The organism is Yoonia sp. KMU-150, from assembly GCF_056858355.1.
The window spans coordinates 213,372-235,123 of sequence record NZ_JBXEQF010000002.1 but is presented as its reverse complement, the minus strand read 5'-3'; the positions used below and the strand labels follow the sequence as shown (position 1 = coordinate 235,123).

27 protein-coding genes are annotated in these 21,752 nt (G+C 64.6%); 18 read left to right on the top strand and 9 right to left on the bottom strand.

All coding sequences use genetic code 11. From position 1 onward, the window contains the following. Nucleotides 1-110: 110 nt before the first annotated feature. The 3 genes from AC04PH_RS13940 to irrA form a co-directional block, all read right to left on the bottom strand. Nucleotides 111-635 (bottom strand): REP-associated tyrosine transposase, encoded by a 525-nt coding sequence (locus AC04PH_RS13940; protein WP_483066425.1) that lies wholly within the window; start codon nt 633-635, stop codon nt 111-113. Between the two features lie 59 nt (nt 636-694). Further along, on the bottom strand, nt 695-1,450 hold the full coding sequence (locus tag AC04PH_RS13935; protein WP_483066424.1) for a hypothetical protein: 756 nt from the start codon (nt 1,448-1,450) through the stop codon (nt 695-697). 97 nt (nt 1,451-1,547) lie between these two features. Continuing rightward, the gene (gene irrA / locus AC04PH_RS13930) at nt 1,548-1,976 is read right to left on the bottom strand and encodes an iron response transcriptional regulator IrrA (protein WP_483066423.1); all 429 of its coding nucleotides are present in this window, start codon (nt 1,974-1,976) and stop codon (nt 1,548-1,550) included. A gap of 191 nt (nt 1,977-2,167) precedes the next feature. Here irrA and fabA point away from each other — a divergent pair, with 191 nt between their 5' ends. Beyond that, the gene (gene fabA / locus AC04PH_RS13925; RefSeq protein ID WP_483066422.1) at nt 2,168-2,677 is read left to right on the top strand and encodes a bifunctional 3-hydroxydecanoyl-ACP dehydratase/trans-2-decenoyl-ACP isomerase; all 510 of its coding nucleotides are present in this window, start codon (nt 2,168-2,170) and stop codon (nt 2,675-2,677) included. Nucleotides 2,678-2,726: 49 nt separating this feature from the next. Here the strand turns inward: fabA and AC04PH_RS13920 are convergent, their stop codons facing one another. Beyond that, nucleotides 2,727-3,122 carry a RidA family protein gene (locus tag AC04PH_RS13920; protein WP_483066421.1) on the bottom strand — a complete coding sequence of 132 codons (396 nt, stop codon included), beginning with the start codon at nt 3,120-3,122 and terminating at the stop codon, nt 2,727-2,729. Nucleotides 3,123-3,239: 117 nt separating this feature from the next. Here AC04PH_RS13920 and AC04PH_RS13915 point away from each other — a divergent pair, with 117 nt between their 5' ends. The 5 genes from AC04PH_RS13915 to AC04PH_RS13895 all read left to right on the top strand — a co-directional run bounded on the left by AC04PH_RS13915 (nt 3,240) and on the right by AC04PH_RS13895 (nt 7,040). Beyond that, nucleotides 3,240-3,935: a helix-turn-helix transcriptional regulator gene (locus AC04PH_RS13915; RefSeq protein ID WP_483066420.1), complete on the top strand. Its 696-nt coding sequence runs from the start codon at nt 3,240-3,242 to the stop codon at nt 3,933-3,935. 62 nt (nt 3,936-3,997) lie between these two features. After that, the gene (locus AC04PH_RS13910; RefSeq protein WP_483066419.1) at nt 3,998-5,227 is read left to right on the top strand and encodes a beta-ketoacyl synthase N-terminal-like domain-containing protein; all 1,230 of its coding nucleotides are present in this window, start codon (nt 3,998-4,000) and stop codon (nt 5,225-5,227) included. Nucleotides 5,228-5,377: 150 nt separating this feature from the next. After that, complete coding sequence (locus AC04PH_RS13905; RefSeq protein ID WP_483066418.1) at nt 5,378-5,704, top strand: BLUF domain-containing protein; 327 nt, start codon at nt 5,378-5,380, stop codon at nt 5,702-5,704. Between the two features lie 73 nt (nt 5,705-5,777). Continuing rightward, nucleotides 5,778-6,563 (top strand): enoyl-ACP reductase FabI, encoded by a 786-nt coding sequence (locus AC04PH_RS13900; protein WP_483066417.1) that lies wholly within the window; start codon nt 5,778-5,780, stop codon nt 6,561-6,563. A 72-nt stretch (nt 6,564-6,635) separates the two neighbouring features. Continuing rightward, nucleotides 6,636-7,040, top strand: coding sequence for a VOC family protein (locus tag AC04PH_RS13895; RefSeq protein ID WP_483066416.1), 405 nt, complete (start codon nt 6,636-6,638; stop codon nt 7,038-7,040). A gap of 39 nt (nt 7,041-7,079) precedes the next feature. On the opposite strand, the gene AC04PH_RS13890 is transcribed toward AC04PH_RS13895, so the two are convergent. Further along, nucleotides 7,080-7,514 (bottom strand): FKBP-type peptidyl-prolyl cis-trans isomerase, encoded by a 435-nt coding sequence (locus tag AC04PH_RS13890; RefSeq protein ID WP_483066415.1) that lies wholly within the window; start codon nt 7,512-7,514, stop codon nt 7,080-7,082. 135 nt (nt 7,515-7,649) lie between these two features. Between AC04PH_RS13890 and AC04PH_RS13885 the strand changes: the two genes are divergently transcribed. The 4 genes from AC04PH_RS13885 to AC04PH_RS13870 are packed head-to-tail and all read left to right on the top strand — an operon-like array spanning nt 7,650 to nt 11,333. After that, nucleotides 7,650-8,327: a haloacid dehalogenase type II gene (locus tag AC04PH_RS13885; protein WP_483066414.1), complete on the top strand. Its 678-nt coding sequence runs from the start codon at nt 7,650-7,652 to the stop codon at nt 8,325-8,327. Further along, on the top strand, nt 8,327-9,148 hold the full coding sequence (locus tag AC04PH_RS13880) for an alpha/beta fold hydrolase (protein WP_483066413.1): 822 nt from the start codon (nt 8,327-8,329) through the stop codon (nt 9,146-9,148). The genes AC04PH_RS13885 and AC04PH_RS13880 overlap by 1 nt, the downstream gene beginning before the upstream one ends. Then, complete coding sequence (locus AC04PH_RS13875) at nt 9,145-10,125, top strand: threonine ammonia-lyase (protein WP_483066412.1); 981 nt, start codon at nt 9,145-9,147, stop codon at nt 10,123-10,125. The genes AC04PH_RS13880 and AC04PH_RS13875 overlap by 4 nt, the downstream gene beginning before the upstream one ends. Continuing rightward, the gene (locus tag AC04PH_RS13870) at nt 10,122-11,333 is read left to right on the top strand and encodes an endonuclease/exonuclease/phosphatase family protein (protein WP_483066411.1); all 1,212 of its coding nucleotides are present in this window, start codon (nt 10,122-10,124) and stop codon (nt 11,331-11,333) included. Before AC04PH_RS13875 ends, AC04PH_RS13870 begins: the two co-directional genes overlap by 4 nt. Nucleotides 11,334-11,468: 135 nt before the next feature. On the opposite strand, the gene AC04PH_RS13865 is transcribed toward AC04PH_RS13870, so the two are convergent. Then, entirely contained in the window at nt 11,469-11,867 is a 399-nt protein-coding gene (locus tag AC04PH_RS13865) for a barstar family protein (protein WP_483066410.1), read from the bottom strand. A gap of 374 nt (nt 11,868-12,241) precedes the next feature. Here AC04PH_RS13865 and pcaD point away from each other — a divergent pair, with 374 nt between their 5' ends. The 7 genes from pcaD (at nt 12,242) to AC04PH_RS13830 (ending at nt 19,313) form a co-directional block, all read left to right on the top strand. Further along, nucleotides 12,242-13,042: a 3-oxoadipate enol-lactonase gene (gene pcaD, locus AC04PH_RS13860; RefSeq protein WP_483066916.1), complete on the top strand. Its 801-nt coding sequence runs from the start codon at nt 12,242-12,244 to the stop codon at nt 13,040-13,042. An 18-nt stretch (nt 13,043-13,060) separates the two neighbouring features. Further along, a complete protein-coding gene (locus AC04PH_RS13855; RefSeq protein WP_483066409.1) occupies nt 13,061-13,816 on the top strand; it encodes a lyase family protein in 756 nt (251 codons plus the stop codon). 46 nt (nt 13,817-13,862) lie between these two features. Next, entirely contained in the window at nt 13,863-15,089 is a 1,227-nt protein-coding gene (locus AC04PH_RS13850; protein ID WP_483066408.1) for a TCR/Tet family MFS transporter, read from the top strand. Nucleotides 15,090-15,149: 60 nt separating this feature from the next. Then, nucleotides 15,150-16,238, top strand: a complete 1,089-nt coding sequence (locus AC04PH_RS13845; RefSeq protein WP_483066407.1) for a Zn-dependent alcohol dehydrogenase — start codon at nt 15,150-15,152, stop codon at nt 16,236-16,238. Nucleotides 16,239-16,282: 44 nt separating this feature from the next. Continuing rightward, nucleotides 16,283-17,512 (top strand): mandelate racemase/muconate lactonizing enzyme family protein, encoded by a 1,230-nt coding sequence (locus AC04PH_RS13840; RefSeq protein WP_483066406.1) that lies wholly within the window; start codon nt 16,283-16,285, stop codon nt 17,510-17,512. Between the two features lie 164 nt (nt 17,513-17,676). Further along, complete coding sequence (locus tag AC04PH_RS13835) at nt 17,677-18,360, top strand: lysophospholipid acyltransferase family protein (protein ID WP_483066405.1); 684 nt, start codon at nt 17,677-17,679, stop codon at nt 18,358-18,360. Then, the gene (locus AC04PH_RS13830; RefSeq protein WP_483066404.1) at nt 18,357-19,313 is read left to right on the top strand and encodes a phosphatidate cytidylyltransferase; all 957 of its coding nucleotides are present in this window, start codon (nt 18,357-18,359) and stop codon (nt 19,311-19,313) included. The genes AC04PH_RS13835 and AC04PH_RS13830 overlap by 4 nt, the downstream gene beginning before the upstream one ends. 61 nt (nt 19,314-19,374) lie before the next feature. Here the strand turns inward: AC04PH_RS13830 and AC04PH_RS13825 are convergent, their stop codons facing one another. Next, the gene (locus tag AC04PH_RS13825) at nt 19,375-19,884 is read right to left on the bottom strand and encodes a CAP domain-containing protein (RefSeq protein WP_483066403.1); all 510 of its coding nucleotides are present in this window, start codon (nt 19,882-19,884) and stop codon (nt 19,375-19,377) included. Nucleotides 19,885-20,054: 170 nt separating this feature from the next. Then, a complete protein-coding gene (locus AC04PH_RS13820) occupies nt 20,055-20,615 on the bottom strand; it encodes a CAP domain-containing protein (protein WP_483066402.1) in 561 nt (186 codons plus the stop codon). A 176-nt stretch (nt 20,616-20,791) separates the two neighbouring features. On the opposite strand from AC04PH_RS13820, the gene AC04PH_RS13815 reads away from it, so the two are divergent. Then, complete coding sequence (locus AC04PH_RS13815; RefSeq protein ID WP_483066401.1) at nt 20,792-21,148, top strand: iron chaperone; 357 nt, start codon at nt 20,792-20,794, stop codon at nt 21,146-21,148. Nucleotides 21,149-21,163: 15 nt separating this feature from the next. Here the strand turns inward: AC04PH_RS13815 and AC04PH_RS13810 are convergent, their stop codons facing one another. Continuing rightward, entirely contained in the window at nt 21,164-21,610 is a 447-nt protein-coding gene (locus tag AC04PH_RS13810) for a MarR family winged helix-turn-helix transcriptional regulator (protein ID WP_483066400.1), read from the bottom strand. Nucleotides 21,611-21,752: the final 142 nt, after the last annotated feature.

Below are 21,752 nucleotides of genomic sequence, written 5' to 3'. Positions count from 1 at the left end.
TGAGCGCCGCTCCGGGCAGGTGGTTCGGCGCTTACCGGCGTTGCCGCCGGACGGGACGCGATCTGTAAGCGTGGTTCGGATGTTCATGCCAACGTTCTAAGCGCAGCGCCTTACCCCGCGCGCTGCATCAGCCAGGTCGGCAGGCCCGCCGCGGCCTTCGGCGGCAACCGCCCCGGCACGCGCAGGGCCAGTGTTTCCGACATATCCACCCGGTGGTGCACCGACGACCACGGCCAGTCGGCCGCCTGTCCCACCAGCCCGGCCCGGATCGGTGCCGTCAGGATCAGATGGGTGTGCAATTCGTGATCGCGCGCATCCCGGATCATGTGGTCCGTCAGCCCCGGCTGCCAGAAATCGCCGCGACCGCCACCGGCATGACGCCGCACCACAGCCTTGATCACGTGCCAGCGCGCGGCGAACCCCGCATCCCCCGGTGGCAGCGTCCAGATCATCAGCACCCGGCGCGGCAGCACCGCCGCCGCGTCGATGTCGAACGGCCTACGGCGGCGACTGACCCGGATCGCCTGCCGCAGCAGATCGACATGGTCGGTCAGGTCTTGGGGCGCATCGTCATGCAAACGCACGTCGAAAAAGAAACTGTGGCGGTGGCGGAACGCCGGGAGCTGATAACTCATGCGCCGACTGTGCCGCGCAAAGGGTTAACAGCCTTTCAACGGATGACAGGAAAAACGGTCTATGGCTCGTTTTCCGAAACCGGCGCGGCCGCCGCAGGCGGTTTGCGGAGTGGCACGCTGCGGGCCATCGCCAGATCGGCTTTGCCCTTGACCAGCCAGGACAGCCCGAAGGCCCAGATCCCGATCGCCTCGAACCAGAAGATCAGGTTGTAATCCAGCACGAACTCCCGCCCCGCGCCACCGATGAACCGCTTGAACGTCACCGCGATGGCCGTCGCGACCAGCGCGAACACGATCGTCCAGCCGCAGGCGATGTAGATACGCCGCCGTGCGGGCCGGGCCGTGCGCGCGAATTTGTAGAAACAGAATATCGCGAGGCAGGAAAAGAACACCAGTGCACACAAATAATGCATCACCGGCGTGAAATGCACACCCAGATTGCGCTGCGTCATCGACGCGATCACCTCGCCCCCGCCCTCGTTGGGAAAGAATGCGACGCCGAAGGCCGACAGCCCGGCGCAGGTCGCCAGCCAGTCGTCGTTGATCCACTCGCCGCGCCGGCGCGGATAGCCGCGATAGGAAATCAGGAACACACCGATGGCGCACAGCGTGCCGACGAAGATGTCGCGATAGGTGGTGTGATAGAAATCGCTGATCGTCGGTTCGATCCGTCCGGTATCGCTGTCGATCCGCGGCGCATCCAGGATCCCGCCCAGGATCAGCACCAGCGGCAGCATCATCCCCAGCACGCCCAGTGCCGTGCGCACCCGGGTATAGGACAGGACAAGGTCGTCGCGATGCGCGTCATGTGGCATTTGGAAGATCCGGACCGTGCGAAATCGCGGCAACTGTGCCGCGAAACCGCGCATCGCTCAAGGTGCGGATTGCCTTACCCTTACTGTCGGGCGCGGCTCAGGTCCGGCGCAGCCGGATCACCACGTCGACCGACGCGATCTCGGCCCCTTCGGGCACACCCGGCAGCCGCGCGATCTCAAGCTCGTCGGCAGGCGCATCGCTCAGCGTCGCGGTCTCTTCCCAGAAGAAATGTGGATGGTCGGTGATGTTGGTATCGAAATAGCTTTTCGATCCATCCACCGTGATCTCGCGCATCAGCCCCGCATCGCAGAACGCGCGCAGGGTGTTGTAAACCGTCGCCAACGACACCTTCTCGCCACCGCGCGAGGCCGCGTCGAACAGGCTTTCCGCCGTAACGTGACGGTCGCGCCCGTCGCCCACCAGCAACCCGGCCAGCGTGACCCGCTGCCGCGTCGGACGCAGATCGGCCGTGGCCAGCCATGCTGTCCCCCGTTCCGCCCGCGCATCCTGTTGCTGTGGTGGCATCCTGTCTCCGCCGTCCGTCATCCCTCTCATATAGAGGCGCTGACCGCAGGATTTCAATTGCCAATGGGGTTTTCATCGCACACGTCACCGAAATGCCCTGCATCGGGCGATCACAGGCGCACCCTTGCCGCGCGGGACCACGCAATGCTAGACCGCGCCAACCCGAACACCAAGGCAGGAGAGCCGACACCATGGCCGATTACCCCACCAGCTTCGACAAGGACGACCTGCTGAAATGCGCCCGTGGCGATCTGTTCGGCCCCGGCAACGCGCAACTTCCGGCCCCGCCGATGCTGATGATGGACCGGATCACCGATGTCTCCGCCGATGGCGGCGCGCATGGCAAGGGCCATATCATCGCCGAATTCGACATCACCCCGGACCTGTGGTTTTTCGAATGCCACTTCCCCGGCAACCCGATCATGCCCGGCTGTCTTGGCCTCGACGGGCTGTGGCAGCTGACCGGCTTCAACCTCGGCTGGCGCGGCTGGCAGGGGCGCGGCTATGCCCTTGGCGTGGGCGAGGTAAAGCTGACCGGCATGGTGCGCCCCGACCGCAAGATGCTGACCTACAAGATCGACTTCACCAAGGCGATCCAGACCCGCCGCCTGACGATGGGCGTCGCCGACGGCATCGTAGAGGCCGACGGAGAGGTCATCTATCAGGTCAAGGACATGAAGGTCGCCCTCAGCGAAAGCTGAAACGAGCACGCGGCGACCGGATGACCGGCCGCCGCACCTCCGTTTATCCTCAATCGGCGGCGGTCGCCTCGATCTCGAACATCAGACCGGGGATCGCCAACCGCGTCACCCCCAGCAACGTCATCGGCGGGGCCGCCTGCAACGGCCCGAACCGCATTCCCAGCAAATCGAAGTTCTGCAGGGCCGCGTCCACATCCGTCGCATAGACGCCCAGCCGCGTGATATTGGCCAGCGTCATGTCCGCGCCCGCCAGCACGGCTTCCAGATTGTCGAGCGCCAGCGCGATTTGCGCGCGCATGTCGCCCGGGTGCTGCGGCGCGCCGTGCGCGTCCACCGCGGTCTGGCCCGCGCATGTCAGCAGGCGTGTCGCGCCGGTGGTGATTTCACCCTGATGGTAGCCAAGCTGCTGCGACCAGTTCCAGGGGTTGACGGGGGTGCGGTTCATGGAAGTCTCCGATGTGTGTTGGGTTTCGATATTTGCTTGCTACCGACACACTGCTGACAGCATGGTGTCAGCAGTGTTGTCATACATCGAAAAAATATTCACTTCGGAGACATCCCCATGCGCCGCGCCGACAGACTGATCAAGATCGCCCATTTCATGCGCAGCCGCCGCCGCGCGGTCACCGCCGAACAGATCGGCGCGGAGTTCGAGATATGCACGCGCACCGTTTACCGCGACATCCAGGCCCTGATGGATTCGGGCGCGCCGATTACCGGAGAGGCCGGTGTCGGCTATGTCATCGACAAGCAGTATTATCTGCCGCCCATCACCTTCGACGCCGACGAACTGGAGGCGCTGAGCCTCGGCATCAGCATGGTGCGCCAGTGGACCGACGCGGAATTCGCCGCAAAGGCCGCCGATGCGCTGGAAAAGATCGTGGCCGTGCTGCCCGGCAAACTGCAGGGCGAGATGCGCCAGATCACCACCCATGCCCCGCCCAGCAGCGTGACCGTGCCCTGGACCGTCAGCTTTTCACAGCTGCGCGAATGTATCCGCGCCCGCCGTCCGATCTACATCACCTATGCCGACGGGGCCGACCGGGCCAGCACCCGCACCGTGCGCCCGCTGGCGCTGTTCTTCTTCAGCCCGGTCTGGGTCATGGCGGGCTGGTGCGAATCCCGCGCCGATTTCCGCCATTTCCGGATCGACCGGATCAGGACAATGCAGCCGCTGGAGCCCGCGTTCCCCGACGAGCCCGACAAGAACCTGACCGCCTACCAGCGCCATCACGACGCCTGCGCCCTGCCGGTCTAGGCACACTTGCCCCGCCCTGCCCCCTCCCCTAAACAGGCGAGGACTTTGGAAAAGGAGCGCTCATGCGTCGCGTCGTCGTCACAGGCCTGGGGATCGTATCCCCCATCGGAAACAACGCGGACGAGGTTCTGGCCTCCTTGAAAGCCGGGAAATCCGGGATCGAGGCATCGCCGGAGATGGCCGAACACGGGTTCCGCAGCCAGATCGCCGGCACGCTGAAACTCGACGTGGCCGACCATGTGGACAAGCGCACGCTACGGTTCATGGGTCCCGGCGCCGCCTATTCCTACATCGCGATGCAACAGGCGATCGCCGACGCGGGATTGAACGAAGATCATATCGTCAACCCGATGACGGGTGTAATCGCAGGCTCCGGCGGGCCGTCGACCTCGGCCATGTTCGCCGCGCACAAGGTCGTGGAAACCACCGGGGCCACGAAACGCATCGGGCCGTTCGCGGTACCGAAAACCATGTCCTCCACCGTCAGCGCGAACCTTGCCACGGCGTTCAAGATCAAGGGCATGAACTTCTCCATCACCTCCGCCTGCTCCACCTCGCTGCACTGCATCGGCATGGCCGCTCAGCAGATCGCGCTCGGTGCGCAGGACACCATGTTCGCTGGCGGCGGCGAGGAACTGGACTGGACCCTGTCGTGCCTGTTCGACGCGATGGGCGCGATGTCGTCGAAATACAACGACACCCCCAGCAAAGCCTCCCGCGCGTTCGACGCGGGCCGCGACGGTTTCGTAATCGCGGGCGGCGGCGCGATGGTTGTTCTGGAAAGCCTTGACGGCGCGCAGGCCCGCGGGGCGAAAATCTACGCCGAGGTCACCGGATTTTCAGCCACCTCTGATGGCGCCGATATGGTCGCCCCCTCCGGCGAAGGCGGCGAACGCGCGATGCGCGGCGCGCTAAAAACGCTGCCCGACGGCCGCCAGGTCAGCTACATCAACGCGCACGGTACATCGACACCCGTGGGCGACGTAGGCGAGATCGAGGCGGTGCGCCGCGTCTTCGGCGAAGGTGCCACTCCGCCGGTCTCATCCACCAAATCCATGACCGGCCACTCCCAGGGGGCCACCGGCGCATCAGAGGCCGTCTATTGCCTGCTGATGCTGGAACACGATTTCATCGCACCCTCGATCAACGTCGAAACGCTCGACCCCGCGCTGAAGCCTGCCGAAATCGCGACCGAACTGGTAGAGAACGCCGAACTGGATACGGTGATGACCAACTCTTTCGGCTTTGGCGGAACCAACGGCTCCATGTTGCTGAGCAAACTCAAAGACTGACACCGACGCCATTGCCCGCAAGACGCACGTTCGTATGTCACATGACATACGAACGGTCGATTTCCGCTCGCAGCCCCCGCCACAGGTCTTGTCATCCCGCCGCCCGCGGATAGGTATGTAAAACCTTAATAAACAAGACGTGACGACCCAATGATCCGATCTCTCTACTTCAGCACCGCCAGCGCCGACACGACCGAGGACGATGTCAAAAGCATCGTCGCCCATGCGACGAAGGCCAATGCCGCGCGCGATATTACCGGTGCCCTCGGCTTCAACGGCCGCAACTTCTGCCAGTGTCTCGAAGGAGAGGACACCGCCGTCCGCGACCTTCTCGCCAAGATCGAAAAAGACCCCCGCCACAGCGGCTTCAAGATTCTCGACGAAAAGCCGATCACGCAACGGTATTTTGAGGGATGGGCGCTCGAAACCGTGGACGAGCTGAATTTCTCGCGCATCATCAACGCGATGAACGTCTGATCGACACACCGAAATCTTGACCTTCCCGCCCTTACCGTCCACTCATGGGTGATACATTCGCGGGAGGTCCAAGATGACAATTTCCATGCAGGGCAAGCGCGGGCTGATCATGGGCGTGGCCAACGAACGGTCCATCGCCTGGGGCATCGCCAGGGCGATGTCCGCTGCCGGGGCCGAACTGGCCTTCACCTATCAGGGCGAGGCGTTCGGCAAGCGGCTGGAACCGCTGGCGCAATCCGTCGGGTCCAACTTCATGGTCGATGTGGATGTGACCGATGCGGCCTCGATGGATGCCGCCTTCGCCGGGATCAGGGACAAGTGGGGCACGCTCGATTTCGTCGTGCACGCCATCGCCTATTCCGACAAGGAGGAACTGACCGGCCGTTTCATCAACACCAGTGCCGACAACTTCCGCAACTCGCTGACGATCTCATGCTACAGCTTCATCGACGTGGCCCGCCGCGCATCCGAGATGATGCCCGACGGCGGCACCTTGCTGACGCTGACCTATCAGGGCAGCAACCGGGTGACCCCGTTCTATAACGTCATGGGCGTCGCCAAGGCGGCACTGGAGAGTGCCACGCGCTATCTGGCCAACGATCTGGGCAAACAGGGCATTCGCGTCAACGCGATCAGCCCCGGCCCGATGAAAACGCTGGCCGGGGCGGCCATCGGCGGCGCGCGCAAGACCTACAAGCATACCGGCGAAAACGCGCCCCTGGGCAACGCGACGTTGGAGGCCGTGGGCGGCACCGCCGTCTATCTCGCCTCCGACGCGGGCAGCCATACCTCGGGCGAGGTGATCCGGGTGGACGGCGGCTTCCACGTGCTGGGGATGCCGCAGCCTGAGCATCTGTAGCACGGATTGCATCTTGATCGGGGTTCGCGTCAGCCGTATTTTTTAGGCTGTCAAAACGAAGGACTCACGCCCATGCCGCAAATGATTTTCGTCAACCTGCCGGTGAAAGACGTCGCGCGCAGCCGGAAATTCTATGAAGCCCTCGGCTTTACCGTGAACGAACAGTTCAGCGACGAACAGACGGCCTGCATCGTCGTGTCCGACACGATCTATCTGATGGTGCTGGAACATGAAAAGTTCGCGGGTTTTTCGCCCAAGCCGATTGCCGATACCGGCACGCAGACGGCGGCGTTGATCGCGCTGTCGCTCGAAGATCGCCAGACAGTCGACGCGATGGTCGCCGCCGCTGTCGCGCATGGCGGCACCGACAACGACAAGACGCAGGACTACGAAGGCTTCATGTATGGTCGCAGTTTCTGCGACCCGGATGGCCATGTGTTCGAACCGGTCTGGATGAACCCCGAGGCCGTCGACTGACCCGCCACGCGCCGCATCGCGCGTGACGGGCGTTTTGGCTCAGGCCGCCTTGATGCCGACCATTTCAACGTCGAATGTCAGGTCCTTGCCGGCCAGCGCGTGGTTGGCGTCGAGCGTCACTTCCGTCTCGGCCACTTCGGCAATCGTCACCGGCATCGCGCGCCCGTCGGGTGTCTGCATCTGCAACTGCGTGCCGACCTCCATCGGGATGTTGTCGGGGAACTGGTCGCGCGGCACGGCTTGGCGCGCCTCGGGGTTCACCTCGCCGTAGGCCTGCGCGCAGGGAATTTCCACGACCTTCTGATCGCCCACTTCCATGCCGGGAATCGCCACGTCGAGACCGGGAATGATCATGCCCGACCCGACCTCGAATTCCAGCGGGTCGCGGCCCTTGCTGCTGTCGAACACGGTGCCGTCCTCCAGCGTGCCGGTGTAATGGATCTGGACGGTATCGCCATTTTTCGCTGCGGTCATGTCTGGCTCTCTTTCATTTCGCTTTCATTCGGGGCGCAGGCCTAACAACCGCGGCGCGGGGATGCAAACGGCTTTGGGGTTTTCGTTTCCGGCGGGTCATGCCACCTTGCAGCCAACCGGCAGCAGAGGCTTCACATGGCGATCACCACCTGTATTTTCGACGCCTACGGCACGCTGTTCGACGTGAACGCCGCCGCCCGCACGGCAGCCGATGAACCGGGCGGCGATGCGCTCAGACAGGTGTGGCCGACACTGGCGCGCGATTGGCGGCTCAAGCAGTTGCAATACACCTGGCTGCGGGCCGTGGCGGGGCAGCACTGCGATTTCTGGCAGGTCACGCAGGACGGTCTGGACTGGGCGCTGGAGGCATCCAGGCTGCACGATCCCGAACTGCGCGAACGGCTGCTGGCGCTCTATTGGGAACTGGACGCCTTCCCGGAAGTGCCGGATATGCTGGCCGCCTTGCAGGGCAAAGGGCTGAAGACGGCAATTCTGTCGAATGGATCACCTGCCATGCTGAACGGCGCGGTGAAATCCGCCGGGCTGTCGGAACTGCTCGACGCGACCCTGTCGGTGGAAAGCGTCGGCGTTTTCAAACCGCACGCGCGCGTCTACGATATAGTCGGCGACCGTTTCGGTTGTGACCGGTCCGAGGTTCTGTTCGTGTCTTCCAACGGCTGGGACGCGGCGGGCGCTGCGGGCTATGGTTTTCAAACCGCATGGGTCAACCGCGCGGAGGAACCTGTCGACAGGCTCTATGCCCAACCCCACCACATCCTGCCCGACCTGACCACCATACCGGAGTTGACCTGATGGCCAAGTTCCAGACCGCCGATGGCGTCGAGATATACTATACCGAACAGGGCAGCGGCACGCCCGTGATCGCCCTGCCCGGCTTGACCCGCAACACCGGTGATTTCGATCATGTGGCACCGCATCTGGATGGCATCCACCTGATCCGCATGGATTATCGCGGGCGCGGGCAATCGGATTGGGCCGATCCCGCCACCTACACGATCCCGCGCGAGGCGGCGGACGTGCTGGCGCTGATGGATCATCTGGGGCTTGACCGCGCGGCGATCCTCGGCACGTCGCGCGGCGGGCTGATCGCGATGGTGATCGCGGCGACGGAAAAGGACCGGCTGACCGGCGTTGCGCTCAACGACATCGGGCCAGAGATCGCGCAGGGCGGGCTGGACGTGATCAAGGATTACATCGGGCGCAACCCGGCGCAGAAGACGTATGAAGAGGCCGCGCAGTTCCGCGCGAAAGCCTGGAGCCATTTCAAGGATGTCCCGCACGACCGCTGGCTGGCAGAGGTGCGCAACCACTACCGCGAAACCGACGACGGCCTCGTGATCCGCTATGACCCGAAACTGCGCGAAGCGGTGCTGGAAGCAGGCGCACAACCCTCCCCCGACCTCTGGCCGCTGTTCGAAGCGATGGACGGTCTGCCACTGGCGCTGATCCGCGGCGAAAACTCCGACCTGCTGACGGCGGAAACGGCGGACGAGATGCAGCGCCGCCGCCCGGACATGATCCGCGCCGATGTGCCGGGGCGCGGGCATGTGCCGTTTCTGGATGAACCCGAGGCGCTCGATGCGCTGCGCGAGTGGATCGGACAACTGCCATGAATATCGACATGATCCGCGCCGCCGCGAAACGGCTCGACGGCCACGCGCGGCGCACGCCGCTGCTGTCCTCGCCCTTCATCGACGAGATCGCAGGGCGGCGGGTGTTCGTGAAACCTGAATGCCTGCAACACACCGGGTCGTTCAAATTCCGCGGCGCGTGGTCGGCGGTTTCGGCTTTGGATCAAACAGCGTTGAAAAAAGGTGTGTTTGCCTTTTCCAGCGGCAACCATGCGCAGGGCGTGGCGATGGCGGCAAGGGCACATGGCGCAGCAGCGGTGATCCTGATGCCGGCAGACGCGCCCGCGATGAAGATCGCGAACACCCGCGCGCTGGGGGCTGAGGTCGTGACCTATGACCGCGCGACCGAAGACCGCGACGCAATCGGCGCGGCCATCGCGGCGGACCGCGGCATGACGCTGATCAAACCCTTCGACGAACCACAGGTCATCGCCGGGCAGGGCACGGTCGGGCTGGAGATCGCCGAAGACGCGAACGCGCTGGGGATCGACGCGGCTGACGTGCTGGTCTGCTGCGGCGGCGGCGGGCTGACCTCCGGCATCGCGCTGGCACTGGCCGCCGATGCGCCGGGGCTGCGCGCGCGGCCAGTGGAACCCGAAGGATTCGACGATGTGGCGCGGTCGTTGATGGCGGGCGCGATCCAGCGCAATAATCGCAACGACGGGTCGATCTGCGATGCGATCATCACGCCGCAGCCGGGCGACATCACCTTTCCAATTCTGCGCGCCCATTGCGGCCCCGGCATCGTGGTGAGCGAGGAGGACTGCCTGCGTGCGATGGCGGTCGCCTTCGAACGGCTGAAGATCGTGATCGAACCGGGCGGGGCGGTGGCGCTAGCCGCCGCGCTCTACCATCCCGAGACGATCGACTGCGATGCGGTGATCGCCGTTGCCTCCGGCGGGAATGTCGACGCGCCGATGTTCGCCCGCGCCCTCGACACCCTGAAAGGCCCCGCATGACCGATTTCACCATCGCCAGTTTCAACGTGAAAAATCTGATCGGCCCGGATCAGGAATACTACAAATACGAAAGCTACACGCCAGAGGAATACGCCTGGAAAGAGGCATGGCTGGCCGATCAGCTTTTGACCCTTTCCGCCGATATTGTCTGCTTTCAGGAGATTTTTGACGAGGCCCCGCTGCGCGCCGTGATCGCGGAAGCCGATGCAATGGGCATCGCGGCCAATGCGGAAACGGTGCCGGACCGGTCGAAACGATACGCGCGCAAGGCGATCTTCCGCAAGCTCGCCTACCGACCCTATACCGACGCGGCGCTCGCCTTCGCGCCGAACGCGAACGACGGCGCGCCGGGGCAGCGGCGGCCCGGTGTGGCGGTGCTGTCACGGTTCGGTTTCGTGGACGAGGCGGAGGTCATCCAGGATCTGCCCGCGCCGGTCGACATCCCGTTTACCGAACTGGATGGCAGCGATGGCGGCAGCTACCGCATCAGCCGCCTGTCGCGTCCGATCCTGAAGGTGCGGGTGCCGGTGGGCGATGCGGTGATCACGGTTTTCAACTGCCACCTGAAATCGAAACTGGGCGAGTTTGACCGCCCCGATGGGGCCGCCTTTGCCCCCGCCGCCGATCTTGTGAACTACGATCCGCTGGGCCGCGCGATGGGCAGCCTGCGCGCCGGGCTGCGCCGCATGGCCGAGGCCTGGGTGCTGCGGCGGGCGATCTTGGACGAGTTGGAACAGGACCGGCCCGTCATGGTGCTGGGTGATTTCAACGACAGCGAAAATGCGGTCTCGTCCGAGATCATCAGCGGCGAGACGGCGTTCAAAAACTACGCCTGGATGCGCCGCCACGACGCCCAGCACGCGGGTGACCGATATTCGGATGCGGAGAACGAGATCATTCAGGAGAAGATTGCAGCGGTGAAGCTGGTGTCGGCGGAAAAGCTGTTCGTGAAGAAATCACTGCGCGACATGGTCTATACATCCGCCTTCGGCGGCGTGTTCGAAAGCATCGACCAGATCCTCATGTCGCGGCATTTTCAGCCCGACCATGGCGGGCGGATCGGCGACATGCAGTATTTTAGCGTGCTCAACGACCACCTGACCGACGGCAGCCACCCGGAGGCGCCCTATAACAAACTCGCCTCCGACCACGGGCAGATCATGGCGCATATGCGGCTGGGCGACGGGGACGACGAAGGGCGCGGCTAACGCGCGTTTCGCAGGCGAAACATCTTATGTGCAGCGTGCGCTACCGCCGGGTTAACCTTGCGACGGCAGCGATATCAGAGGGATACCATGTGACTCCGGTGTTGCGTTGCCCACCGCCACGCAACGCGCCTCGGATTAATCCAGCACCAGCTTGATATTGTCCTCTTCCCGCATCCCGCCAGGTCCGTGCTGCGTGATCACCTCGACCACCCAGTCATATACGGTTGGGCCGGTTTCGAGTTTCGCGTTCGCGATATCGGCCAGCACGAAGGGGCGCTGGCGCGACGGGCAGTTTTCCAGCCGTTCTTCAAGCACGCGCAGGGTTTCGGCATAGCCCAGATCCCAGCGCGACTTGGCGCTGTGCTTCCAGATCAGCGTGGATTCCCGGCGTTCAGGCGCAAGCCCGCCGCGCAGGATCCGGTCGAATCCATTCAGGTCGCGCTGCACCGGTTGCCCCGGGGCGAGCGTGCGGCTTGCCGTCTCGAAGAACCCGTCGAGGGTCTCGAACCGGGCACCGTCAATGTGAAACTGCATCACACTCCCTTTGCGTGGCCAAAAGTATCGCGGTGGATGGTGCCCCGCTATGACATGCCCGCCTTGGTTGCGTCATGGTCAGGAAAACCCGCCTTTTCCCGATTTCGGGCGCATTTTCGCCTGTGATTCTGGCAAATGCCGTCACGTCACGGGGCGAACATGGGCCGTGCGCTGCCGAAATCGCGGGCATTTCCGGCTTTGACGCCCTCGTTTTGATGAAATTCTTGACTCCGGGCGTGTTTTTTCTTTCTGTGCGCAGCGGGAGGGTTGCTCGCATCCGGTTTTCGGGTCGCAGGGCGACGGGAACAAGCCGCGCGGGGGAAACCCATTTGCGCGGCTTGATCTTTTTTGCAGCGGAGACGGACATGCGAGTGATGACAGTGCAGCGCCCGGACGTTGATCTGCATGTGCGGATCGACGGGCCGGACGATCCGGCAGCGCCGACGATTGCGTTCGCCAATTCGCTGGGCACGTCGCTGGCGCTGTGGGACGCTGTGTTGCCGCACCTGCCGGAGGGCCTGCGGATCATCCGTTATGACATGCGCGGGCACGGGCAGTCCGGCATTCCCGCGCCGCCCCACAGCATGGGCGCGCTGGTCAGCGATGCCGCTGCGGTGCTGGACGCATGCGACGTGCGCGACGCGCTGTTCGTCGGACTGTCGGTCGGCGGGATGGTGGCGCAGGGTCTGGCGGTGAAGCGGCCCGATCTGGTGCGTGCGCTGGTGCTGTCGAACACGGCGGCGAAGATCGGCAACGCAAAACTGTGGCAGGACAGAATCGACGCGGTACGCGGGCATGGGATGGCGGCGCTTGCCGACAGCGTGATGCAACGCTGGTTCGGGCCCGACACCTATGGCACGCCCGCGATGCGCCCCTGGCAGGAAATGCTGATCGCGACGCCGGTGGACGGCTACCGCGGCATCTGCGCCGCGATCGCGGGCACGGATTTCTATACGCCGACGGCGGGCCTGCGCCTGCCGGTGCTGGGCATCGCAGGATCGGAGGACCGTGCGACACCACCCGACCTTGTGCGCGAGACGGTGGACCTGATCCCCGGATCACAGTTTTCACTGATGCGCCGCGCGGGTCACCTGCCTTGCGTCGAGCAACCCGAAGCCTATGCCGCGCTGCTGGTGGATTTCATGGCGGCGACCGGGCATATGGTGCGCGACTGACAACCGCCGGAGATCGCCATGCCCGCCACCCCCTACGACAGCGCCATCTGGCGCGGCCAGTTTCACGATGCGGACATTGCGCCGTTGTTCACCGATACCGCCGTGCTGAGGGCGGAGTTGCTGGTGATGGGCACGCTGGCGCTGACACAGGCAAAACGGGGCACGGTGCCGGAGGTCAGCGCGCAGGCGATCCAGCGGGCGGCGATGGAAATCCAGGTCGACCCGGCGGCGCTGACCCGCGACGTAGCGCAGACGGGCAACCCGGTACTGGCGCTTGCCGCGCAGTTCCGGCACGAGATGAAGGCACCGGAGCACGCGAAATGGGTGCATCATGACAGCGATCCGGAGCTGACGGCGGCGACGGCGCTGGCGCTGCGGTTGCGGCAGGTTGTCGGGCATTTCGAAAAGCGTTTACCGGTGGGCGGACAATCGGCGGCCACGCTGGCGGACCTCAGGCCGCTGATCCTGTGTGCCTATCACGGCAATGCGGATACGCGCGCGGGGCTGGCGGCGGGCCTGGGGCTGACGGATGCAAAGGATGCGACACCGGCGCAGGCGCTGACGTATTTTGCACAGTGGGCGATGGATGCGTGCGCGTCGACCCACAGCACGACACCCGCGCAGGACGCAGCGGCGGAGATGATTCCGCATCTGTGCCAGCCGCTACTGGACCCGCGGGAAGGTCTGGCAGGGCGGATGGCTGCGGGGATGACGGTACCGCAGATAAGCCTCGGGCTGGCCATCTTGATCCCCGCGTCACCGCTTGCAAAGTGAACCGAAGAGTTTAATCCGGTCGGGCAGACTTTCAGGACCGCCCCCCATGAACAATCGCCTTGCCGTCACATTCATTCTGCTGTCCGTCGTGATGGACAGTATGGGCATCGGGCTGATCATGCCGGTGATGCCCGACCTGATCCGTGAGATCGACGGCGGCGATCTGGGGTCGGCGGCAGTCTGGGGCGGGATTCTCACCACGATCTTCGCCGCGATGCAGTTCCTGTTCGGCCCGACCATCGGCAGCCTGTCGGACCGGTTCGGCCGCCGCCCGATCCTGCTGATTTCGCTGGCCGTGATGGCCTTCGACTACGTCTTGATGGCGGTCGCAGGCACCATGTGGCTGCTGATCGTGGGCCGGATCATCGGCGGGATCACGGCGGCGACGCAATCGACTGCGGCGGCCTATATGGCGGATATTTCCAAGCCCGAGGAGAAGGCCGGGAACTTTGGCCTGATCGGCGCGGCCTTCGGTGTGGGCTTCGTTCTGGGGCCGCTGATCGGCGGGGTGCTGGCGGAATACGGCACACGGGCACCGTTCTGGGCGGCGGCGTTTCTGGCGGCGGCGAATGCGGTCTTCGGCTATTTCGTGCTGCCCGAAACCGTGACCGACCGCATCCGCCGCCCTTTTTCCTGGCGGCGAGCGAACCCCCTGGGCGCGTTCAAGCATATCGGAGAGCTTCCCGGCCTGCGGCGGATGATGCTGATCATCTTCATCTACACTATCGCGTTCTTCGTCTATCCCGGCGTCTGGGCCTATTTCGGCGCGCTGCAATTCGGGTGGAGCCCGGGGATGATCGGGCTGTCGCTGGGCATATTCGGCATCGGCATCGCCGTGGTGCAGGGCGTGCTGATGAAGCCGATCCTGCGCCGGATCGGCGAACGCAACGCGGTGATCCTGGGGCTGTCGATCGACGTGGCGGCTTTTGTCGCACTCGGGTTCGTGACCAACGGCTGGATCGCGCTGGCACTGACGCCGCTGACGGCGCTGGGGTCCATCGCGGGGCCGGCGTTGCAGGGGATCATGTCGCGCACCGCCGCCGACGACCAGCAGGGCGAATTGCAAGGCGCGCTAGCGTCGATCAACGCGGTGGCGACGATCCTGGCGCCGATGGTGATGACGCAGACGTTCTTCTACTTCACCCATGACGCGGCCCCGGTCTATCTGCCCGGCGCGCCGTTCCTGCTGGGCGGGATCCTGACGGTCGGCTGCATCGCCATTTTCCTGCGGGCCGCCCCCGACGCGGTGACCAAGGGGCCGGAGGTGTCTTAGGTCTTGCATCCGGCTGTCCCGCTGGCAAGGTGGCGGGAACACCGCGTGAAAGGAGCCGCCATGCCGAAGATCAAAGCCGCCGTCTGCCACGCCTTCGGCGCGCCGCTGACCGTCGAGGACGTCGAATTGCGCGCGCCCGTGGCAGGCGAGGTGCAAGTGAAACTGCGGGCCTGCGCGGTTTGCCATTCTGACATTTCCTACGCCGACGGAGCCTGGGGCGGATCGCTGCCCGCGGTCTATGGCCACGAGGCGGCGGGCCATGTGACGGCGGTAGGCGACGGTGTGGAAGGCGTGGCCGTGGGCGACGCGGTGGTCGTCACGCTGATCCGCGCCTGCGGGAGTTGCCCGTCCTGCGCGTCGGGCAAGCCCACGATCTGCGAAACCGGCTATGACGGCGACCACGGCCCGCTGAAAACGGCGGACGGCGGCAAGCTGCATCAGGCGATGGCGTCGGGGGCGTTCGCCGAGGCTGTCGTGGTCGACCAGAGCCAGATCGTGAAACTGCCGGACGACATGCCGCTGGATTCGGCGTCATTGCTCGCCTGCGGGGTCATCACCGGCGTGGGTGCCGTGGTGAACGCCGCAGGCCTGCGCGCCGGTCAGGACTGTGTGGTGATCGGCGCGGGCGGGGTCGGGTTGAACGCGATCCAGGGCGCACGGATCGCGGGCGCGCGGCGGATCGTGGCGGTGGATATGTCGGAAGAAAAGCTCGCCATCGCGCGGGAGTTCGGTGCGACGGACGGTGTGCTGGCCACGGATGACGCCCCCTGGCGCGCAGCGAAACAGGCGATGGGGCGCGGGGCGGATGCGGTGTTCGTCACCGTCGGCGCGATCCCGGCGTTCGATACCGCGCCCAAATACCTGGCTTACGGCGGCAAGGTCGTGATGGTGGGGATGCCCCCGTCGGGCAAGCTGTCGCAGTACGAACCCGCGATGGTCGCCGCCGTAGGGCAGGCGCTGGTCGGGTCGAAAATGGGCGATACGGTGATCAAGCGGGATATTCCGTGGATGGTCGACCTTTACCGGCAGGGGCGGCTGAAGCTGGATGAGTTGATTTCCGGCCGCTGGACGCTCGATCAGATCAACGAGGCGATTGCCGACACCAAGACCGGGGCCGCCCGGCGCAACGTGATCGTATTTGACGACTGATCCCGCATTACCTTGCCCGAAATACTCAAAAAGGCCTACGCCCAATGAAGCTGCAAGACCTCGACATCATCGTCACCGCCCCGCCCGCTCCGGGCTGGGGCGGGCGCTATTGGATATTGGTGAAGGTGACGACCGACACGGGGATTACCGGCTGGGGCGAGTGCTATGCGTCTTCCGTTGGACCCGACGCCATGACGCACGTGATCCGTGATGTGTTCACGCGGCATATGGAGGGCGGCAACCCGGAAGACATCGAGTTGATGTTTAGCCGGGTCTATTCCGCAGGCTTCACGCAGCGGCCCGACCTGACGGTCATGGGCGCGTGGTCGGGGTTGGAGATCGCCTGCTGGGACATTCTGGGCAAGGATCGCGACCGGCCCGTGCACGCACTCATCGGCGGACGCACGAACGACCGCATCCGCGCCTATACCTATTTGTATCCGCAGAAGGGCCACGCCCTGCCTGATTTCTGGGCCAGCCCCGACATGGCAGCAGAGGCCGCGATTGCGATGGTCGAGAAGGGCTATACGGCGGTCAAATTCGACCCCGCAGGACCGTACACAGTCCGCGGCGGGCACATGCCGTCGATGTACGATATTTCGCTGTCGGTGGCCTTCTGCAAGGCGATCCGCGAGGCGGTGGGCGACCGGGCGGACCTGCTGTTCGGCACGCATGGGCAGTTCAGCACGGGCGGTGCGATCCGACTGGCGCGGGCCATCGCGCCCTATGATCCGCTTTGGTACGAAGAACCGATCCCGCCGGACAACAGTGCGGAAATGGCAAAGGTCGCCGCCGCCGTGCCGATCCCGGTTGCGACGGGCGAGCGGCTGACGACAAAGGCCGAGTTCGCACAGGTGTTGCGCGACGGGGCGGCGACGATCCTGCAACCGGCGTTGGGGCGCTGCGGCGGCATTTGGGAGGCGAAGAAGATCGCGACGCTGGCGGAAGCCCATAACGCGCAGATGGCCCCGCATCTTTATGCCGGTCCGATGGAATGGGCGGCGAACGTGCAACTGGCCGCCGCGATCCCGAATATCCTGATGGCCGAATCCATCGAGACGCCGTTCCATCACGATCTGATCAAGGGCGGGCTGACGGTGGAGGGCGGCTATATCCCGGTGCCGACCACCCCCGGTCTGGGGATCGAGGTGGACGAGGCGCTGGCGCGCGCGCACCCCTACACCGGCGACGGGCTGCATTTGCAGATGCAGGACGACCCCATTGGGTATCATGGGGTCAACAGCTTTGCGGGCGGTGCGCCGGTTAAGGAATAAGTGAGAACCGGTTGGATTGGTCCGCCCGGCAACGCCGGGCAGCGCCCGTCCGCCCCCATGGGCGGGCGCTTCGCTTCCGCCCGCGGACGGGCACGGCCCTCTGTGTCGTTCCACCGCGAAACAACCCGCTTCCCAAACACCTCGACATTCGGCAATCTGACGCAATGAAAAAACTCCGCGCCTTCGCCGCCGTCATCGTCGGCAACGCCATCCGGCTGTTCGCCCGATTCATCACAGCCGTCCGGGCCGACTGGCAGGGGATCGAACCGACGCCGCGACAGCGTATCTATTATGCCAACCACACATCGAATGGGGACATGCCGATGATCTGGTCTGTGCTGCCCCCCGCGCTGCGCCGAACGGTGCGCCCGGTGGCGGCGGCCGATTACTGGCTGAAGAACCCGATCCGCGCCTTTGTCGGCCCGGAAGTGTTCAACTGCGTGCTGATCGACCGCAGGCCAGAGGTGAACGACAAGCCGATGGACAAGATCCTCGCCGCACTCGACGAAGGCTCCAGCCTGATCATCTTTCCCGAAGGCAACCGCAACATGACCGAAGACCCGTTGCTGCCGTTCAAGGCCGGACTTTACAACATGGGGGTCGCGCGGCCCGATGTCGATCTGGTGCCGACGTGGGTCGCCAACCTCAACACCATCATGCCCAAGGGCGAGGTGATTCCGCTGCCGCTGATCTGCACCGTGACCTTCGGCGCGCCGGTGCATGTGCGCGAGGGCGAGAGCAAGGATGACTTCCTCGCCCGCGCCGCCAAGGCGCTGGCCGATCTGCGGCCTGAGGATCCATCCGCCGACCCGACACCCCCGGCCTCGGCACAGGGTCAGCGCGCATGACCAGCACGACATCCGACCTCATCCTGCTGACGCTGGGCGGCGTCGGAATCCTCGTGGCGCTGACGCTGTTCGGCGAATTCATCCGCAACCGGCAGGCACCCGGCACGCAGAACCCGGTGCTGGAAACCTACATGACCCGGGTGGAAAGCTGGTGGGGCATGGTGATCCTGATCAGCCTTGCGCTGATCTCGGGCAAGCTGGGCGTCGTGATCCTGTTCATGTTCGCCAGCTTCGCCGCCCTGCGCGAGTTCCTGACGCTGACCGCAAAGGCACGCGCCGATCATATCTCGCTGGCACTGGCGTTCTTCGCCGTGCTGCCGCTGCAATACCTGTTCGTCTGGTGTGGCTGGCACGGGCTGTATACCACCTTCATCCCGATCTATGCCTTCCTGCTGCTGCCCATCGTGTCGGCGATGCGCGGCAACGCCAACCGCTTTCTGATCCGGGTGGCGGAGACGCAATGGGGGCTGATGATCACGGTCTTCTGCGTCAGCCACGTGCCCGCGCTGATCGCGCTGGACATTCCCGGCTATGGCGACCGGGTGGTGCTGCTGATCGCGTTCCTCGTGATCGTGGTGCAGCTGGGCGATCTGCTGGAGTATTTCTTTGGCCGCCGGATCGGCAAGACCCGGATCGCGCCCGGCCTCTCGCCCAAGACGTGGGAGGGCGTGGCCTGCGGTGTCGGCTGTGCCATGCTGATCGGCGGGCTGCTGGCCTGGATCACGCCCTTCGGTCTGTTCGGGGCGATGGCGATGGCGGGGCTGGCCTCGCTGGCGGGCATGTTCGGCAACCTCGTCTTTGCCGCGATCAAGCGCGACCGGGGTGTCAAGGACTGGTCACATCTGATCCCCGGACAGGGCGGGTTTGTGGACCAGCTGGACAGCGTGGTTTTCGCGGCCCCGATCTTTTATCATCTATCGCGGTTTTTCTGGGGCGGCGGCAGCCTGACATGAAAAGACCCGGTGCATGGTCTGCACCGGGTCAGGGGTTCCAGCTTCCCAGAACGACAGGATTTCAATCGCGCCCCATGATCAGGACCCAGCGCGTGCGCGCGCCCTGCCCGGCGACGCCAAGGCCGAAATCCTCGAAGGTGTCGGCGCGCAGCACACGGTCGTGGCTCGGCGAATTGATCCAGGCGTCGAGCGCCTCCTGTTCGCTTTGCTGGCGACCGGCGAGGTTTTCGCCATAGGCGCGCGGATTATAACCGGCGGCGCGGATACGCTCCAGCGTGGTGGAACCGTCGCGTCCGGTGTGGCTGAAATAGTTATTGGTCGCCATGTCCTCGGCATGGGCCTGCGCGGCCGCGTCGAGCCGTGCGTCGAAGGCAACGGCACCCGCGCCGGTGTCACTGCGATAGCTGTTCACCAGCCGCGCGAAACTCGTGTCGTCGGGCGTGACGGCGGGGGGTGGCGTGTCGGGCGTGACGACGCCGCTGGGCAGCACAAGCGCCCCCGTGGTGGCCCCGCCACAGGCGGAAAGGGCCGCGACGGCAGTTGCCGCGCCAATGATCTTCAGTCTGTTCATCTGCTACATCCTCTGCAATGGCCCGGCGACGGTGCCGGGCTGACAATCGGTCGGTATTGCAAGGTGGAATGCCCGGTGAATGCGGCGGATTGAGGACCCGGATCGGGCGGGAAAGCGGGGATTTCAGACGATTTTGCCGACCGGACCCGGTGCGGGGCTGGTCTGCCGGGCTACTCCGCGCCCATCAGCAGCACCCAGCGGGTATCGAGGCCGCGCCCCGCGACGCCCAGCGCAAAATCCTCGAACACTTCTCCGTTCATGATTTCGTTGTGACTGGGTGAGTTGCGCCAGGTCTGGATCACCTCACGCTCGCTTTGCTGGCGGCCGGCGATGGCCTCGCCATAGGCCCGGGGGCTGTAGCCTTCGGCGCGGATGCGATCAAGGACGGTGCGTCCGTCTTGCGAGTCGTGCGCGAAATACCGGTTCGCGACCATATCTTCGGCATGGCCCTGCGCGGCGCGGTCCAGCCGGTCGTCATGACCGACTGCCCCCCGGTTGTTGTCGGCACGCACACCGTTCAGCAAACGGGCAAAGCTGGCATCATTGGGGGTATCCATCGGGCTTGGCAAATTGACCGGGTCGTTCGTGACCGGCGACGGAATGTCGTCAAGCAGCGCGTCGCTGTCGGGCACCTGTGCAATGGGTGTGCCCATCGTGGCGGACCCGCTTCCGATCGTGCCACCGCAGGCGGTGGTCAGCATCAATACGGCAACCATATAACCATGTCTCACAGCAAAATTCTCCCTTTGTTCCAGGAATAAACGCATAGAAAGGTCATGAGTTTCAAAGTTACCCGCAGGTATGCGAAATCGCGCCGACCGGCGCCGTAGCGCGTTTCGAGGTGTTTCGGGCAGGCCGACCCAACCCTCGGATTGCGCCACCGCAGGCCGCCGGTATAGGTTGGCATATGACAAAGTTTGCAGACCACGACGCCTATATCGCCGCAGCACCGGATGCGTTCCAGCCGCTGCTGCAGCACCTGCGCGCGCAACTGGCACTGGCGCTGCCCGATGCGGAGGAGATCATCGCCTACGACATGCCGGGCTTCGGCTTTGGCAAGATGATCATCGCGGGCTACGCCGCCTTTACCAAGCAATGCGGTCTTTACGTCAGCAACGGTGCCATCACCGCCGAGACAGAAGCCATCGCTGCGGCGGGATTGCGGGCGACCAAAACCGGGGTGACCTTTTCACCGCGCAACCCGATCCCGGATGAGCTGATCGCGGCCCTCGCGCTGGCATCGCGCAAGGACCTTGGGCTTTAGGTTTCCACGGCGGTATCAGGCGAGCGTGTCCCCTGTGCCCGAAATCAGGCGGCGCAGCATCGTCGTGAACTGCGCCGACTCGTCCGCCGTCAACCGCCCGTCGAACAGATAGCCCGCGCGTTTGGCGAAGGTGGCCAGCGCCTCTGACAGTTTTTCCCGTCCGGCCTGCGTCGCCACCACAAAGACGAGCCGGGCATCGCGCGCATCGACCTCGCGCCCGACCAGACCGATCTTTTCCATCGGCGCGGCCATGCGGGTGATGGTCGACGCGCTGACGTGCATCCGCTTGGCCAGATCGACACGCGGCAGCCGGTGCGCCGCAGCCCGTTCGAGGTGCAGCATCAGCAGAAATTCATTCACGGATATCCCGTGCACGGCGGACAACTCGCCGCTCAGGCCAGCGCGGAAATCATCGGCGACCTGCAGCAGGCGCAGGGCGTTGGTCGTGTGTTGGTCGGACATTTCATTTCCTTTCGAATCACGTGCATATGCAATTAGTTTGCATGAATTAGGTATTGTGAATGTGATTGTAAAGGGCAGCGTACCGAAGGGTTTTGAGAACCTGAATTTGCGGACTGGAGAAGACTTGCACATTCAGCGATCA